Consider the following 16,802-nt stretch of genomic DNA (forward strand, 5'->3'; position numbering starts at 1 on the left):
GGTCACGGTGTCGTGGTTGGCCGTGACCAGTCCGCTGGTCGTGAACCTGCCCTGGTCGAGCGACGGGGTCTGGCCATAGGTGGAGGACTGACCGTCGGCCGTGATGGTCAGCGCGGCCTTTATCACCGTATCGGTGCCCGCATAGGCGATCTGATAGCCTGGGGCTGTCACGCCATGGCCGATCAGCGGGACAGAACTGCCGGCGCTGCTGGTGCTGGTCAGACCGGTGCTGCTCCAGGTCAGCGCCGTCGCGTCAACCTTGCCGGATGCGTCCAGATTGTTCTGGTCGAGAATGGAGGTGAGGGCAAAGGTTACCGCGTTCTGTCCGTAGGTCTGGCTTCCCTGAGCGGTAATAACGACATAAGGCAGCGCTCTGAGGACCGGATAGGGAGAGCCGGACACCCAATCGCCTGGGGTGCTGAAGCTGTATGGGCTGCCTGCGACCGTGGGCCCCTCGGATGCCCATTGCGTCGTCGTCAGACCAGTGATGCCGGACGACGACGATCCGTCGCCCACGCCGAGCGTCAAGCCAGAGGTGGTTGTATCGAAATAGGCGTTGGTGATTGTGCCCGTGCTCTGTCCGGCGAGCCCGCCGACAGAGCCGCCGCCGGTGGCTGTGACGGAGCCTGTCGCATAGGCGTTGTTGATCGTGGCGCCATTCTCTCCGACGAGGCCGCCGACAAGGCTGCTGGAGCCGGTGGCTGTGACGGAGCCTGTCGCATAGGCGTTGTTGATCGTGGCGTCATTCCCTCCGACCAGCCCACCGGCATAGGTGTAATCCCCTGCCGCCGATACCGAAGCCGTCGCATAAGCGTTCCTGATCGTGCCCGCGTTGTCTCCGGCCAATCCGCCACTATCGGAATAACCGTTACCTGGGCTCGATATCGTTCCTGAAACGAAAACATTGCTGATTGTGCCATTGTTATATCCGACCAGCCCGCCAACTGAGGCGTAGCCGGAATACGTGTTCGCGACAGACGCGCCTGCCAGGCCGACATTCGTCACGGTGCCGGTCGGGCCGATCTGCCCGAACAGACCTACATACTGATCCGTCGCGTCATTGATCGTCAGATTGGCGATGGTGTGGTTCGCCCCATAGAAAATGCCGGTGAACGGGGTGCTCTCCGCAAGAGGATTGAAATTTCCCAGAGGCGTGGCGTCGATATCGTTGCCCAGTCCGTAATTGCGGGACAGGTTGCTGTCGATTGCTCGCAGGCCCGAGGCGGACAGGATGACGGTCACGGGCGCACCGGCCGTGGCGCCGAAGACCGTGTTGCTGCCCGACAGAGTCTGCTGGTTGGCGGTGAATCCGAGGAGATAAGGCGTCGTCTGGTTGTTCAGATTGCCCCAGATGGATGGATCGAATCCGCCGGGCAGAGCGCTGGCCAATTGTGCCGTCGTCAGGCCCATGAGGGCGGAGGAGCCGTCGCCGCCGACGCCGAGTGTCAAGCCGGAGGGGGTCGTATCGAAATAGGCATTGGTGATCGTGCCGTCGTTTTCTCCGGCCACGCCGCCGAGGGTGCCCGAGCCCGATACGGTTCCGCTCGCGTAGGCGGTGCTGATCGAGCCGCTGGAGCCGACCCAGGTGGTGTTTTTTCCGACTAGGCCGCCGATGGTTCCTGAGCCCGACACGGCTCCGGTTGCGTAGGCGTTGCTGATCATGCCGTCGTTCTGTCCGGTCAGGCCGCCGATGGCTCCTGAGCCCGACACGGTGCCGGTTGCGTAAATATTGCTGATTATGCTGTCGTTTTGTCCGATCAGTCCGCCAACAATGCCTGTGCCCGAGCCCGTTACGGACCCGGTTGCGTAGGCGTTGCTGACAAAGTTCTGGTTTTGTCCGATCAGGCCGCCGATGGTTCCCGAGCCCGACACGGCCCCGGTTGCGTAGGCATTGCTGAGTTGGCCGGTATTGTATCCGACCAGGCCGCCGACATCGTATGCGCCTGTGCCCGTCACGTTTCCGGTTGCGTGGGCGTTATTGAGCGTGCCGTCATTTTCTCCGACCATGCCGCCGACGGTGCTTGAACCGGAGACGGTTCCGGCTGTGTAGGCATTTGTGATCGTGCCATAATAGGAACTGTGCCCGACCAGGCCGCCGACCGTGTTCGCACCTGAGACCGACCCGGTCATGTAGACGTTCCTGACCGTGCCGTTATTCCATCCGATCAGGCTGCCGACAAAGCTCGCGCTCGAGCTGGTAATGGTGGCGGCCACCAGCCCGACATTCTGCACCACGCCGAGGCCGTTGCCTGTGCCGTCGCCGACCAACCCGAACAGGCCGGCATACGTGTTCGATCCGCCGTTGATGGACAGATGGGCAATGGTGTTGCCCAGGCCGTCGAATGTGCCGAGGAAAGGGGTGGCGTAGTTTGACGCGATCGTGGTGAATGTGCCGAAGCTGCTCAGATCGAGCGGTCTGGCCAGGGCGTAATTGCCTGTGGTGCCGATGCCCTGGAGGTCGGTCGCACTGGCGACCAGCGTGTAGGGCGTGCCGTTGATGGTCAGCGGGCTGTTGCTGCCGGTGGCGGTGGCGGCGGTGATGGTCGGGCTGGTGAACTGGATGGCGTTGGTGCCGAAATTCACCGTGCCGTCACTGCTGCTGGTGCCGCCGGCATTGTTGTTGGTCGTCAGGGTCAGCTTGCCCGAGCCGCTGATCGTGATGCCGGCGTTCAGCGTGATGGAATGGTAGGCGGACAGCGTCAACGCGCCCGCGCCGCTCCAGCTCAGGGGCGCGTTGACATTGATGTCGCCGCTGCCGGACGTGCTCGTGCCCGCGCCGTTGATGTTGGAGGCAGTGCTGGAGGAGGTCTGTTCCGTGACATCGGTGCCGGCATTGAGCGCGGCGTCGATGGTGCTGGCAGCCGAGGTGTCGATCGTGAGGTCGTCGGGGTCCAGCAGCCAGCTTCCGCCCACCCCGGCATTCACCGACGCCTTGCCCAGCGCCAGCGTGTGGGCCGAGGTCTCGATCATGCCGCCCTTGCCGCCGCCCTTGCCGGTGGCGGCCACCGTCGCCCCATCGGCGATGGTGGTGCGGCGTGCGAGGTTGACGCCACCCGGTGCGTCGGTGCCGACCAGGACCCGCCCGCCCTTTGCGCCGGGGCGGGCGGCCGAGGCCGACAGCGTGGCCTGGCCGCCGACCGTGACCGTGCCGCCATTGGCGCGGATCGTTCCCCCCGACCCATCTTCGTTGGTCGCCGTCGCCGTGGTGCCGTCGACAGTCACCGACCCGTTCGGCGCGGTCAGCCATACCTGGCCGTCGACGGTCTTCGTGCCCGTGGCCTGGACCAGGCCCTGCCGGTTGCCGGCCAGCGCGTAGACATTGCCCCCGGCCGAGGCCAGCGTGGCCGCCGCCGCCCTGATGCGGCCGGTATTCGTCACGTCGCCTTTGGCCTTGGCGTCGGCAACCACATAGATGCCGTCGGGGCCGTCGGCCTCGCTCAGCACCACCTTGTCGCCCGCCGCCAGCGCCACCGTGCCGCCTGTCGCCTCTATGGTGCCGCCGTTGGTGACGGATCGACCCACCAGCACCACGTTACCGCCGGTGCTGGTGATGTGCCCCTCGTTCTTCACCGTGCCCGACGACGTACCGGACAGGGTGACGGCGTTGCCTTTCATGAAGGCGCTGTCGGGCGTGTCGCGCGTCGAGGCGACGAAGCTGCCGCCGGCGACGACCGTGCCCTTCGGCCCGATGACCACGCCGTTGGGGTTGATCAGGAACACCGATCCGGTGGCGCCAAGACGCCCCTGGATGGCCGACATCTGGCTGCCGGTCACCCGGTTGAGCGTGGCGCCGCTGCCGTTGTTGAACTGGACCGTGCCGCCCGCCCCGATGGAGAAGCCCTGCCAGTTGATGACGCCGCGGGCCGAGGACTGGGTGATGGTGGTGGTGGCGCCGGCCGATGCGATCGTGCCGGAGCCGGCGACATAGGCGCCGCCTGTCGGCAGGGCCTGGGCGAAGGCCGAAACCGGCGTCAGGATGGAAAAGCCGATGAGCGCAAGCCGAAGCGAAGTCTGATGACGGCGCGCAAGGGTAAGCGTGGCCGTCGGCCTGGAGATCATGCAAGGGGCGTGCATCGGGCTGTGGTCCAGTAGAAGAAAGATTCTGCGGATTGAAGGATAAATTGCAGTATAATTTATCCATATGAAAATAAATATCGTTCGTTCAAGCCGAGTTCATGCTGTATGAACTTTATGGTTACCCTGTTGCGACACAAGTATTCTTCGCAATGGTGCGGGGAATGCCCATTGGTGGCTTCTGATGGGGGAATCTGCAATGATGGCTTTCATGAAATTCCTGCCTCGGAATGGGGGCCGGCATGGAACATCAACCCTGCTGGAGGCGGGATCGGCGCCGAAAACCGACCCCTCTGAAGGTGGGTTCACCGTGAAGAGTGGCAGAAGGATGCGATATTTCGTCCTTCGATTTCCTGTCGGGTCGGTTCCCGGTGGAAAAGATGAAAATTTTTTCCATTATATTCTAGTTGATTAGCCTTAAAGAGGTTACGTGCGGATGGAGACCTTGTATATGGCCCGATCAGGCCACATGCGGCAGAATTTTTGCACGTAACATGACCTCCCGATTGGGAATCTTGACGCTTGTGGATGGATTTCAGGCAGAGTTCTGTAAGAAATTGTGGATTGCATATGTGCCCATTATCAAATGATCAGACAATACATGAAGAGTCATTTGATGACCTGTTGAAAAGCGCTTTGGAATTAACGGGAATAGGGGCGTGGTCTTGCGATTTGCGCACTGAAAGGCTCTCGTGGACGCCAGCGGTATTCGATATCTTTGGCTTGCCGCGTGACAAGAGTGTTGAGCGGGGCGATGCCGTTGCCATGTATGCGGAGCCTAGTCGGCTCATGCTGGAGCAGTTGCGTTCAGCCGCGATTGCGAGCAGGACGTCATTTGCATTGGAGGCGCGGATCGTTCGTCCGGATGGTACGAACCGGTGGATTCGCTTGAAAGCGGGCACGAAGGTGGAAAATGGCCGTGCGGTTACGCTGTACGGCATGAAGCAGGATATTACCGCCGAGCGGCAGCATTGGGAGCAGTTGCGTCGCCTGGCCGAGCATGATGCGTTGACGGGCCTTGCTAACCGGACGCACTTTCAGGCGCGTTTTCTCGATCGTTCCGATGGTTCCGAAATGTCTGCGCCGCCGGGGGCGTTGGTGCTGCTGGATCTGGACAATCTGGGGGAAATCAATCGGCGTTGGGGCCTTGCTGCCGGAGATGCCTGTCTGATCGCGTTTGCCAGACGGTTGCTGACCGCTTACGCGGATCGGACGTTCACGGCACGCCTTGGCGGTGGCAAATTTGCCATGGTTTTGGGCAATGGGGCGAACGAGCCGTTGCTGGAAGTGCGTGCGCGCGATCGGTTCTCTCATCTGGGAGAGCCTGTCTTCTGGAACGGCGTGCCTGTTCCCCTCAGCGTTTCCCTAGGTATCGTATTCGTGCGGCAGTTCCAGGATCATGAGGCTGAAGCGGTGTATGCGCAGGCGGATCTGGCGCTGCAGACAGCCAAAAGGAAAGAAGGGCGTTCACCGCGCGTCATGGCGTCGACGTTCAATGGCGGGAAGCACCCCGCCATCGGCCTTGAATCGCCGGCGTATCCAGTCCCTGGCCGGACAAAACCAGGCATGCTCCCCCTTTCTCCGCGTGAGACGGAGGCGCTTCGTCACATGTCCCGAGGATGTACCGTCGATGAGATCGCCCATGAAATGGAGGTCTCGCGACATACGGTGCGTAATTTTATTCGGCGCGTGTACCAGAAACTGGAGGTTGATACCCGAGTGGAGGCAGTGCAATTGGCATATCGGAATGGGATATTATAAATAGAGTGACCAAACCGCGCAGTTCCAAACAGGCTCTGAGGGGCTGGTTTCGTGCCTTTCGCGGATCATTCCCAGGATGATGGTTTCATGGAATCCTGTCCCCTCGACCGGAGCCGAGGCAGCGGGAGCGTGGACGCATGGACGGGATGGGGATGCCGGGATCGATCGGAGAGGCCGGCGCGCCGGTTCGCTACAGTATCGAGACGCGGTGGCTGCACTGGTCGTGCGCGTGGCTGGTCCTGGCGCAGTTCGTGCTGGGTGAGCTGATGCATCGGGTGCCGCTGGCGCTGCATGGGCCGATCGTGTCGGCGCATCTGTCGCTGGGGGTGCTGCTGGCGGCGCTGTTCGTGATGCGGGTGGCCTGGCGCGTGACCGGGGGGCGGGCGATCCGCTTTCCGGTCGGGGACGGGCTGGCCGGATGGGCGGCCCCGGCGATGCATGGCGTGCTGTATCTGGCGCTGGGGGCGGAGATCGGGCTGGGCTATCTGGCCCGCTGGTCGGGCGGCAGGCCGGTGACGGCGTTCGGCGCCGTGATCCATTCGCCCTTCGGGCCGATGTCGCAGGCGACGCATCATCTGTTCGGCAGCGCGCATGGCTGGCTGGCCTGGGCGATCATGATCCTGGCAGCCGGGCATGTGGCGGCGGTGCTGTATCATGTGCGGGTCGTACGGGACGGCGTGTTGCGCCGGATGTGGGCGTGAGGCCGATGCGGATGGCACCACGCATGCTGGTCCTGACGCTGCTGCTGGCCCTGGCGGCATGCGGGGGGCGGGGGAATATGGGGCATGGGCATCGCGCGGCCGGGCCCTATCTGGATGGCGGGGCCGGTTATGGCGCGCCGTGAGGGGTCGGTCTTCTGCCCGAGGTGAGCCACGGGTGGTGCGTTTGTAGAGTCCTCCGATCCCGTCTGGATATTGCGGATTTTGTGTCGAGCTGTGGGTGGGCTATCGTCGGGCCGCGTGCTGTCCGGACAGGGTGGGAGCGGGACGATGTATATCGGCATTGACGCGGGGACATCCGGGATCAAGGCGGTACTGGTCGATGAGGCGCAGACTGTGCTGGCCACCCGCACGGAGCCCCTGACCAGCCAGTCGCCGCATGCGGGCTGGAGCGAGCAGGACCCCGAGGCGTGGTGGCGGGCCCTGCTGGCCGCCATCGATGCGTTGCGCGACAGCCATCCGCGCGCGGTTGCCGCCGTGCGGGGCATCGGCCTGTCGGGGCAGCAGCATGGTGCCGTGCTGCTGGATGGAGGCGGGCGGGTGCTGCGGCCCTGCATCCTGTGGAACGATGTGCGGGCCAGCGCCGAATGTGCGGTGTTCGAGCAGCGTTTTCCCGAAAGCCGGGCGGTGACCGGCAATATTGCCATGCCCGGCTTTACCGCGCCGAAGCTGCTGTGGGTGGCGCGGCATGAGCCGGATATCTTTCGTGCCACGCGGCATGTCCTGCTGCCCAAGGCCTGGCTGCGCTACAGGCTGACCGGCGAGATGATCGAGGAGATGTCGGACGCGTCCGGCACGTTGTGGCTGGATGTCGGCCGCCGGCAATGGTCGGAGGCGGCGCTGGCGGCGACCGGCCTTTCGCGCGCGGCGATGCCGGCATTGTGCGAGGGGACGGATCGGGCCGGGACGCTGCGTGGGGATCTGGCGGAACGGTGGGGGATGGACGTGCCGCCGGTGCTGGCCGGCGGGGCGGGCGACAATGCCGCCGGGGCGGTCGGGCTGGGGGCGGTGCGGCCGGGGGATGCCTTTGTCTCGCTGGGTACGTCGGGGGTGGTGTGGGCGACGACGGACCGGTTCCGGCCGGGGGCAGTCTCGGCGATCCATGCTTTCTGCCATGCCGTGCCGGGGATGTGGCACCAGATGGGGGTGACGCTGTCGGCGGCGTCCTCGCTGGCGTGGTGGGCCTCGGTTGCCGGGCGGAGCGAGGCCGAATTGCTGGCGGAACTGCCGGAGGTGATCGAACGGCCGTCGGGGCTGCTGTTTCTGCCGTATCTGTCCGGCGAGCGCACGCCGCATAATGATGCCGCCATCCGGGGGGCGTTTGTCGGGCTGGATCGTGGCACCACGCGCGCGCGGATGACGCAGGCGGTGCTGGAAGGGGTCGCGTTTTCGCTGCGCGATGCGCTGGACGGGCTGGCCGGGGCCGGGTCGGTGCTGGCGCAGGCCGATGTGATCGGTGGCGGCTCGCGCAGTCTTGCGTGGCTGACCATTCTGGCGGCGGTGATGGGCATTCGCCTGCATCGTCTGGCGCATGGCGAGCAGGGCGGTGCGTTCGGTGCCGCGCGGCTGGCGCGGCTGGCGGTGACCGGGGAGGCGGTGGCCGAATTGTGCCTGCCGCCGGAGCGTGTGGGGACGGTCGACCCGGATGCCGGGTTGCAGGCGGCCTATGGCGCGCTGCTGCCGCGTTATCGGGCGCTGTATCCCGCGCTGTCGGATCTGCCGCCGCCGGCTCCGTAGGGTGGGCTGGCAGAACGGCATTCATGTGTCGCCGACCTTCATGATCGACGGGCTGGTTGAGCCGGCGATCTGGAGTGGGGATGCGGTTGCCGATTGGGTGGCACGATTGGTTTGAAGCGAGCGATGTCCGGGCGGCCTGTCTGCCGCCCGGTCCGATCGGAAAAATCCGATCAGTAGCGGTGGTGATAGTAATCGCCGCGCCAGCCGCCGCGATCGTCGTACCAGCCGTAATGGCCGTCGTGATGGCCGCGATGCCAGCCGCGATAGGGCGGGCGTTCATAGACGCAGGCTGCCAGCGTCAGCACCGCGAGCAGCGCGCAGGCGGAACGGATCATTCTTGTCATGCTCTGATCTCCTTCATCTGATCTCCATCAGTCGCCGGATCGGGGATATCCGCGCCCGATCAGGCTGACAGGGAATCATGGCCAGTCCGGGGCGGAAACGTCCGATCGGATGGTGGGATCATTTCCAGACCCATTTTCCGACCACGCGGCCGTTGATATGCACCTCGTCCAATGCGCGGGTGTAGGTCGGGTAGCCGGGATTGATGCTCATGATCTGGACCATGACCGGGTCGGTGGCGCCGTAGACGATTTCCAGCCGTTTCAGCACCAGGCCGAACCCGTCCCACAGCACATAGACGCCGGGTGGCGACGGGGTGCGGTGGCCCATATCGACCAGGACCCGTTCGCCGGCCTGGTAGTCGGGTTCCATGCTGTCGCCCGCGACGCGCAGGACCACCAGGGATTCCGGACTGTCGGTAAAGGCGCCGAGGAAGCGGCGGGGCAGGAACCAGTGATCGACCGGCTGGGGGCCGTCCTCGACCGCCACATGGCTGGGCACGGCACCCGGGCCGGCCTGCGGGGCCACATTATATTCGGGAATGCGGAACAGGCCCTCGGTCGGCGGGGGATCGTGCTCGATCGGTGCGGCCCCGAACGGGGCGCGGGGGGCGGCCAGGTGCGGCCGGCGGGACTGGTCCGTGCCGTTCAGCGCGCCGGGGGCCAGGGGTTCCCAGTTCGGGTCGGTATCGTCGCGGAACACGTTGGCGCTGACGCCGAAGCGCCGGGCCAGGGCCTCGCGCACGTCCTCGGGCAGTCGCTGGGGGGTGCCCTTGTGGATATATTGCTGGAGATAGGCGTGGTTGCGCCCCAGCGCGAGCGATTCCGCCTTCAGGTTGCTGCCTGCGTCGGCGATCAGCCTGAGCAGCGCGTAGCGGGAGGGGGTCAGGACCGACATGCCCCTATTATACCGGGCGGAATAGGGAATTCCCAATAGGATATATCCTCTTGACGGCAGGAATATGCCTATTATTCTCCCTATTCATGCAGACTGATCCTGTTTTCTCTTCCTATCGGCCTGATCCCCTGCTGGCGGTCATCGAGCGCTTCCTGACGGAGAGCGGCCTGTCGGCCACGGCTTTCGGCGTGCTGGCGATGAATGATCCGCGCTTCGTCCATGAGATGCGGGCGGGGCGGGAGGTGCGGCGGGCCACGCGGGTGCGTGTCGTGGCCTGTATGCGCGATGCCCGTGCGCGGGATGGGGAAAACCGGCCGGTCTGCCCGAATGAGGCTGGGGGGCGTGATGAGGCCATCGAAATATGACTGGGCGCGGCTGGACCCGCAGGTGGATGCGCTGCTGGCGCAGGGGCTGCGGGTGACGCAGGTGGCGCAGGCGCTGGAGATGCGGGTGCAGACCATTCGCGACCGGCTGAGTTATCGCCGCCGGGCGCCGAGGGCGGGGAAGAAGCGGGTGGCGCCGAAGCTGATCGACCGGAGGTGCCTGAACTGCCGGGCGGCATTTCAGGTGGCCTCACCCTTCCTGCGCCTGTGCCCAACCTGCCGGGCCGAATGCTGATCCCCCAACGACCAGGGGTGAAGGGGACGACTGTCCCCTTCCGGGTGCAGGGCGGAGCCCTGCTGCTAAAAAAGGAAAAATCATGACCGGAACGGCAGGAATTCCGTTCGACGCGATCAACGCGGCGGCGCTGGCGAACTGGCCGTCGCTGGTGGCGGACTGGCTGCCGGCGGGACGGCGGCGTGGCGATGAATGGGTGGTGGGCGGCCTGGACAATGCGCCGGGGCGGTCGCTGTCGATCAATCTGCGCACGGGACGATGGGCGGATTTTGCCGACGGGCCGCGCGGGGGAGACCCGATCAGCCTGTATGCGGCGTTGCATGCGCGGGATGACCGGGTGCGGGCGGCGCGGGAGCTGGGGGCATTGTTGGGGATAGGGGATGGGGCGGCTGTCGTCCGGGGTGCGTCGGATGAGGAGGACTGGCGCCCGGCCGTGCCGCCGCCGGGGGCGCCGATGCCGGATCTGGATGGGTGGGACCATGTCTATGCCTATCGCGATGCGGCCGGGCGGGTGATGCGCTATGTGGTGCGGCGGGATGCCACCGCGCATGCGCGCAAGCGGATCATGCCGCTGACCTGGGGCACGCTGCGGGGCGAGGGGGGCGAGCGGACGGGCTGGCATCCGCGCCATGCCGCCGTGCCGCGATCGCTGTACGGGCTGGAGCGGGTGATGCGGGCGCGCACCGTGCTGGTGTGCGAGGGCGAGAAGGCGGCCGATGCCGCGCAATGCCTGTTTCCGCGCATGGCGTGCGTGACCTGGACGGCGGGCAGCGGGCATGTGGGCCGCGCCGACTGGAGCGTGCTGGCGGGGCGGCATGTGATTCTGTGGCCCGACCATGACGCGCCGGGGGCCAAGGCGGCGGCCGAGATTGCGGCGATTCTGGGCGGGATTGCCGCGACGGTGCGGCTGGTGGATGTTGGCGACCTGGAGCCGGGGGACGATGCGGCGGACCTGCGCGTGCCGGATGCGCGGGCGTGGCTGTGCGAGCGGGTGGGGCCGGTGCTGTGCGGCACCAGCGTGAAGCGCGCCGGGACGCGGGGCGGGCCGGCGGTGGCGCGGCGGGTGGCCGGGCTGGAGCCGATCGCGGTGCGGGGCGGGGAGATCGACCTGGTGGCCAGCGCGGGCGAGCGGGCGCTGGTGGCGGCGAATGCGCCCGTTTATCAGCGTGGCACCCGTCTGGCGCGGCCGGGGCGGCGCGAGGTGGCGGCGGCGGATGGGCGGCTGACGCAGGCAGCATGCCTGATGGATATCGGCGTGCCGGCGCTGACCGACCTGCTGTGCCAGGTGGTGGAGTGGCGGCGGTTCGACCGGCGCAGCCAGGGGTGGAAGGCGATCGACCCGCCGGCGGCGGCGGCGCAGGTGATCCTGAGCCGGGCGGGGACGTGGCCCTTTCCGGTGCTGGCGGGGGTGATTACCACGCCGACGCTGCGGCCCGACGGATCGGTGCTGATGGCGCCGGGCTATGACGCGGCGACGCGGCTGTATCATGTCGATGATCCGACGCTGGAGCTGAGGCTGCCGGAGCCGACGCGGGCGGCGGCCAGGGACGGGCTGGCGCGGCTGGAGGGGCTGTTGGTGGAGTTTCCGTTCGCGGCCGAGGCCGATCGGTCGGTGGCGCTGGCGGCGATTTTGACCAGTGTGGTGCGGGGGATGATGCCGGTCAGCCCGCTCTTTGCCTTTCGGGCCAATGCGCCGGGGTCGGGCAAGAGTTTTCTGGTCGACCTGGCCAGTGTGATCGCGACCGGGCGGGTGTGCCCGGTGACCAGCGCGGGGGAAGACGTGGCGGAGATGGAAAAGCGCCTGACCGGGCTGTTGCTGGCGGGCTATCCGATCATGTCGCTGGACAATGTGAACGAGGAGCTGGGCGGGGACCTGCTGTGCCAGGCGACGGAGCGGCCGATCCTGCGGTTGCGTGAACTGGGGGCGTCTTCCAGCGTCGAGATCGAGAACCGGGCGGTGATCTTTGCCACCGGCAATGCGCTGCGCGTGCGCGGCGACATGACGCGCCGGGCGCTGCTGGCGACGCTGGATGCCGGGATCGAGCAGCCGGAGCTGCGGCGTTTCGCCCGTGACCCGGTGGCCGACATCATGGCCGATCGGGGGGCGTATGTGAGTGCGTGCCTGACGATCCTGCGTGCGTGGATGGGGAGTGGGGCGGAGGTGGATCTGCCGCCGCTGGCCTCGTTCGAAGGGTGGAGCCGCACCGTGCGGGCGGCGCTGGTGTGGCTGGGGCGGGCCGATCCGTGCCTGAGCATGCAGGCGGCGCGGGAGGACGACCCGGAGCGCGGCGAGTTGCGCGAGATGCTGGGGCTGCTGGCCGAGGCGGCGGGGGTGGGCCGGCATTGCGGGCGCACGGTGCGGGAGATCGAGGATCTGTCGGCGCTGGAGCGGCAGGATGCCGCCGGGTATCGCGATGGCATGCGACATCCGGAGTTGCGGGACGCGTTGCTGCGCATTGCCGGGACGCCGGCCGGACGCGTCAATTCCCGCCGGCTGGGGCGCTGGTTTCTCGCCCGCCGAGGGCGGGTGATCGACGGGCTGCGGATTGTGGAATGCGGGATGGCGCATGGTGGGGTGAAGCGCTGGGCGGTGGAGCGGGTGTGATCGGCGGAGCGAGGGGCGGGGTGGACGGGTAGCGGAACAGCAACAACCGTTCTCGAAATTCACCTTGAACCGGATATGCGTCGCCGCAATGGTTCTTGACGTGGATTGTTCCTGATCGCCACCGAATTCCGATCGGGATGGAGATGAGAATGGATTGTGTGGACATCCTGGAAAGGCTCGTGGCGTTCGATACGGTCAGTTCCCGTTCCAATCGCGACCTTGCGCGCTTCATCGCCCAATATGCGCACGCACAGGGGGCACATGTCCGGACATTGAAGCATCCCGACATGGACAAGCACGCGTTGCATATCGTGGTGGGTGCGGTGCGTGGCGGCGGCCTGGCTTTTGCCGGTCATCTGGATACCGTGCCGGTCGAGGGGCAGGCCTGGACGAGCGATCCGTTCATCCTGACGCGGCGGGAGGGGCGGCTGCAGGGACGCGGAGCGACCGACATGAAGGGGTTCGTCGCCTGCTGCCTGTCGGCGATTCCGGAACTGTGCCGGATGGATCTTCCATTTCCGGTGCATATGCTCCTGACCTATGACGAGGAGGTCAATGCCGAGAGCGCCCGGTTGCTGGCGGCGGACTTGGCGGATCAGTCCCTGCTGCCGGCGGCGTGCATTGTCGGCGAGCCGACGGGCATGCGGGTGGTGACGGACCAGAAGAGCAAGCTGGTGGCGCTGGTGCAGGCGACCGGCTGGCCGGCCCATTCCAGTAACCCGGCCGCGGGGCTCAATGCGATCGACGCCGTCGCGCGGGCCGTGGCGTGGCTGGGTGCGCAGGCGCGTGCCGCCATCGCGGACGGACCGTTCGACACGCTGTTCGCGCCGCCTTATTCGACGATGAATGTCGGCAGGATATGGGGAGGGATATCGGTCAATATCATTCCGGAACTGGCTGGATTCGAAGTCGAATGGCGGGGCATCCCGCAGGATGTGCCGCAGCGCAGCCTGGCGAAGCTGTCTGATCATATCAATGACGTGATCGTTCCCACGTCCGGAGAGGGAGGGGAATGCGCCTTCTCGATCTCGGAAGTCGGCTGGTATCCGCCCCTGGGCCGGGGCGGCAATGCGGCCCTTGCCGATTGGGTGTGCCGGACGCTGGGCGTGGAACGTGAGGGCGGCGTCAGTTATGCGACCGAGGCCGGCGTCTATCAGCAGGCCGGAATCGCCACGATCATATGCGGTCCGGGCTCCATCGCCCAGGCGCACAAGCCAGATGAATGGATCGACGGAGCGCAGCTCGATGCCTGCGCGCGGGCCATTCCCGCCTTGAGCGCCGCCTTCGGCGCCCTGGACGGGTGAAGCACGATTCATGGAAAGAATGGCAGCATGATCAGCGAAGAAAGAAAATATCGCCTTGTTCCCGGCAGCATGGCGGAATTCATATCGCTCTACAAGGCCGAGGGCTATCCCATCATCAGCCGCTACGCGACGCTGGTGGGATGCTGGACGCATGAAAGCGGCGTGCTGAACACGATATCCTTCATCTGGTCCTATGACAGTTTCGTCGAGAGGGACCGCCAGCGCCAGCTTCTGGCCGCGAATCCGCAATGGCAGGATTTCAACAGAAAGATCATCGGATTCATCACCTTCCAGGAAAGCATCTTCCTGAAGTCGATATCTCTATCATAACGGAATGACGCGGGTTTATGCAGCGGAGTTGCAAACATGAAAACGTCGAGGATTTATTATTTTGTATTCGCAATGTATTGTCTGGCGTGCGGCGGCGTGCAGGCCCAGGCACCGCGGAAGCCGGCGCCCCGTCATCCGCCGGCGCATGCCCCCCTTCGTCCGGCCGCCGCCGCGCCGGCCGCATCCGCGGAAAGCATCGTCGTCAACGCCAATCTGGGCAATAATCAGGGGGTGACCAATACCACGCCGGGCGGCGGCCTGATGCCCATGCAGACGGCCCCCAGGGTCCAGAGCGGCATCACCCGCGACTATATCGCCCGCCAGAGCCCGACGACCAACGGGATGGCGCTGCTGGGCAACCTGCCTGGCGTGGTCTTTTCCAGCCAGGACCCGCTGGGAGCGTCGAGCGACAATGTTTCCATCCGTGGATTGAACCAGACCGAAATCGGCGTGGTGTATGAAGGGGTGGCGCTGAACGATTCGCTAACCTATATCCCGTATACCGAAAACGCGGCCGATACCGAGAATATCCAGTCCATGACCCTGTCGCAGGGGGCGCCCGACATCAGCGCGCCCTTCTATGGCGATGTCGGCGGCCTGATCACCATGACGCTGCGCGACCCTGCCGACAAGGCGGGGGGGATGGTCAATCTGAGCTATGGTTCCAAATCGCTGCAGCGCGAATTCGGCCGGATCGACACCGGTTATCTGGGGCATAGCGGAGTCAAGGCGTTCGTCTCGTTCTCGAACGGGACTCAGGACCAGTGGCGGGGCGTGGGCACCCAGCGCAAGATGCACATCGATGCCAAGGCACTGAAGGAATGGGGAGACGGCAACAGGGCTTCGGTCGTCTTCTCGTTCGATAACAACGATACCAACCGCTATCGGCCCGTGACGATGGCGCAATGGAAGCAATATGGGCCGTCGCTGAATTACGACGGTCAGTACAGCTTCGGCGATACGAACTACTACAAGTTCCTGACCTATGACCGGCGGACCTATATGGTGATGGCGCCGCTGCACTTCACGCTGGCGAAGGGGCTGACGCTGGATGCCACGCCGTCCTACCTGCATTATCTCGAATATTACGGAGCAGGTACGACATTCAGCAACGCCAGGAGCTGGTTCGGCACCATGCCGGCCGGCAATCTGAACCTGCCCTATGCCAACGCGTCGGGGATGGTGACGGCCAAATACGTCAATCCGGTGCCGCAGCGCACGGGCACGCTGTCGACCGGCCTGACCTGGAGCCATGGTATCAATACCTTCCGGTTCGGCGACATCTATTCCTATATGTCGATGTCCGAGCCGATCGAATACCAGTTGGCGGATTATCAGGGCAATGTCTCCAACCAATGGGGGCAGTATCCGGTGCGCCTGCCGGACGGGCGGACCTATCGCACGCTGGATCTGGTGATCTGGCAGCAGATGAACACGCTGTATCTGGACGATACGCTGTCGCTGCTGAACGGGAAGCTGAAGATCAACGCGGGTTTCAAATACATGATGCTGTCGCGGCATCTGACCAACAACATTCCCGGTGCCGACTATACCAGCGGGGGAAGCTATTCCCAGCCGCTGCCGCAGGTCTCGGTCAGCTACATGATCACGCCGGAAGACCAGATCTTCGTCGACGGGACGACGTCCTACCGGGCTCCGCAATCGTTGCAGGCCTATGCGCAATTATTCTCGACCGCAAAGCCGGGGCCGGTCACGGTGGTGAACCGGCTGAAGGGCGAATATGCGATCGGCGAGGAAATCGGCTATCGCCATCATGGGCTGGTGAATGTCTCACTGGCGCTGTTCAATTATAATCTGGTGAATTATCAGGTCCAGTCGACGACGTTTATCGACCAGGTGCCGATTCCGACCGTGCTGGATGCCGGCGGCAAGACCATACGGGGGGCCCAGATCGAACTGGGGCTGCGCCCGTGGCATCATTTCAGCCCCTATGTCTCGGCCCAGTACCTGCACGCGACGATGGATAACAATTTCGTCACCGGCGGCGACGTGCTGCCGACGGCCGGCAAGGTCGCGATCCAGAGCCCGGAATTTACCGCGGCGGTGGGCCTGTCGTACGATGACGGGTCCCTGTTCGGAACCTTCACGTTCAACTATGTCGGTTCGCAATATTCGACCTTCATGAACGACGAGAAGATCCCGGCTTACGAGACCGCGAATCTGGGCCTGGGCTACCGGTTCCGGAATGTGGGCTTTGCCAAGCATCCGCAGATCCAGCTCAATTTCATGAATATCGGTGCCAATGACTGGCTTTCTGGTCTGTATAGTGTCGGAACGAATGCCCGCCCCGTCATGGGCCTGCATGGGCACATGATCAACGCCTCCGCGCCGCTCTATACGATCGGCGGTGGATTTGCGGCGGTGGCGTCGGTCAGCACGGGGTTTTGAGGGCGG

General features: G+C 65.0%; 13 protein-coding genes and 1 pseudogene. 11 read left to right on the forward strand and 3 right to left on the reverse strand.

The features are described 5' to 3' along the window. Positions 1-4,059 (reverse strand): beta strand repeat-containing protein (locus HLH36_RS20110; protein WP_182987331.1); only part of this gene is annotated, 4,059 nt, incomplete at its 3' end. 543 nt (positions 4,060-4,602) lie between these two features. Between HLH36_RS20110 and HLH36_RS15980 the strand changes: the two genes are divergently transcribed. The 5 genes and pseudogenes from HLH36_RS15980 to HLH36_RS19900 all read left to right on the forward strand — a co-directional run. Beyond that, the gene (locus HLH36_RS15980; protein ID WP_182987332.1) at positions 4,603-5,835 is read left to right on the forward strand and encodes a diguanylate cyclase domain-containing protein; all 1,233 of its coding nucleotides are present in this window, start codon (positions 4,603-4,605) and stop codon (positions 5,833-5,835) included. Positions 5,836-5,972: 137 nt separating this feature from the next. Then, complete coding sequence (locus tag HLH36_RS15985) at positions 5,973-6,536, forward strand: cytochrome b (RefSeq protein WP_182987333.1); 564 nt, start codon at positions 5,973-5,975, stop codon at positions 6,534-6,536. Next, on the forward strand, positions 6,533-6,679 hold the full coding sequence (locus HLH36_RS15990) for a hypothetical protein (RefSeq protein ID WP_182987334.1): 147 nt from the start codon (positions 6,533-6,535) through the stop codon (positions 6,677-6,679). Before HLH36_RS15985 ends, HLH36_RS15990 begins: the two co-directional genes overlap by 4 nt. 145 nt (positions 6,680-6,824) lie before the next feature. Next, a complete protein-coding gene (gene xylB / locus HLH36_RS15995) occupies positions 6,825-8,291 on the forward strand; it encodes a xylulokinase (RefSeq protein WP_182987335.1) in 1,467 nt (488 codons plus the stop codon). 10 nt (positions 8,292-8,301) lie between these two features. Beyond that, positions 8,302-8,406, forward strand: a pseudogene (locus HLH36_RS19900) (thioredoxin); the annotation flags it as partial. A 55-nt stretch (positions 8,407-8,461) separates the two neighbouring features. On the opposite strand, the gene HLH36_RS16000 reads toward HLH36_RS19900, so the two are convergent. Further along, a complete protein-coding gene (locus HLH36_RS16000) occupies positions 8,462-8,635 on the reverse strand; it encodes a hypothetical protein (RefSeq protein ID WP_182987336.1) in 174 nt (57 codons plus the stop codon). A gap of 118 nt (positions 8,636-8,753) precedes the next feature. After that, complete coding sequence (locus HLH36_RS16005; RefSeq protein ID WP_246376953.1) at positions 8,754-9,530, reverse strand: S24 family peptidase; 777 nt, start codon at positions 9,528-9,530, stop codon at positions 8,754-8,756. Positions 9,531-9,616: 86 nt separating this feature from the next. Here HLH36_RS16005 and HLH36_RS16010 point away from each other — a divergent pair, with 86 nt between their 5' ends. From HLH36_RS16010 to HLH36_RS16035, 6 genes are all read left to right on the forward strand, one after another. Next, positions 9,617-9,895, forward strand: coding sequence for a hypothetical protein (locus tag HLH36_RS16010; protein ID WP_220792891.1), 279 nt, complete (start codon positions 9,617-9,619; stop codon positions 9,893-9,895). Beyond that, positions 9,876-10,148 (forward strand): hypothetical protein, encoded by a 273-nt coding sequence (locus HLH36_RS16015; RefSeq protein WP_182987338.1) that lies wholly within the window; start codon positions 9,876-9,878, stop codon positions 10,146-10,148. The genes HLH36_RS16010 and HLH36_RS16015 overlap by 20 nt, the downstream gene beginning before the upstream one ends. 82 nt (positions 10,149-10,230) lie before the next feature. Then, positions 10,231-12,753 (forward strand): topoisomerase, encoded by a 2,523-nt coding sequence (locus tag HLH36_RS16020; protein ID WP_182987339.1) that lies wholly within the window; start codon positions 10,231-10,233, stop codon positions 12,751-12,753. Between the two features lie 149 nt (positions 12,754-12,902). After that, complete coding sequence (gene argE, locus HLH36_RS16025) at positions 12,903-14,057, forward strand: acetylornithine deacetylase (protein WP_182987340.1); 1,155 nt, start codon at positions 12,903-12,905, stop codon at positions 14,055-14,057. A 27-nt stretch (positions 14,058-14,084) separates the two neighbouring features. Next, entirely contained in the window at positions 14,085-14,387 is a 303-nt protein-coding gene (locus HLH36_RS16030; RefSeq protein ID WP_182987341.1) for an NIPSNAP family protein, read from the forward strand. A gap of 36 nt (positions 14,388-14,423) precedes the next feature. Next, positions 14,424-16,796: a TonB-dependent receptor gene (locus tag HLH36_RS16035; protein ID WP_182987342.1), complete on the forward strand. Its 2,373-nt coding sequence runs from the start codon at positions 14,424-14,426 to the stop codon at positions 16,794-16,796. Positions 16,797-16,802 lie beyond the last annotated feature (6 nt).

This window comes from Gluconacetobacter aggeris, assembly GCF_014174395.1.
Classification (GTDB): domain Bacteria; phylum Pseudomonadota; class Alphaproteobacteria; order Acetobacterales; family Acetobacteraceae; genus Gluconacetobacter; species Gluconacetobacter aggeris.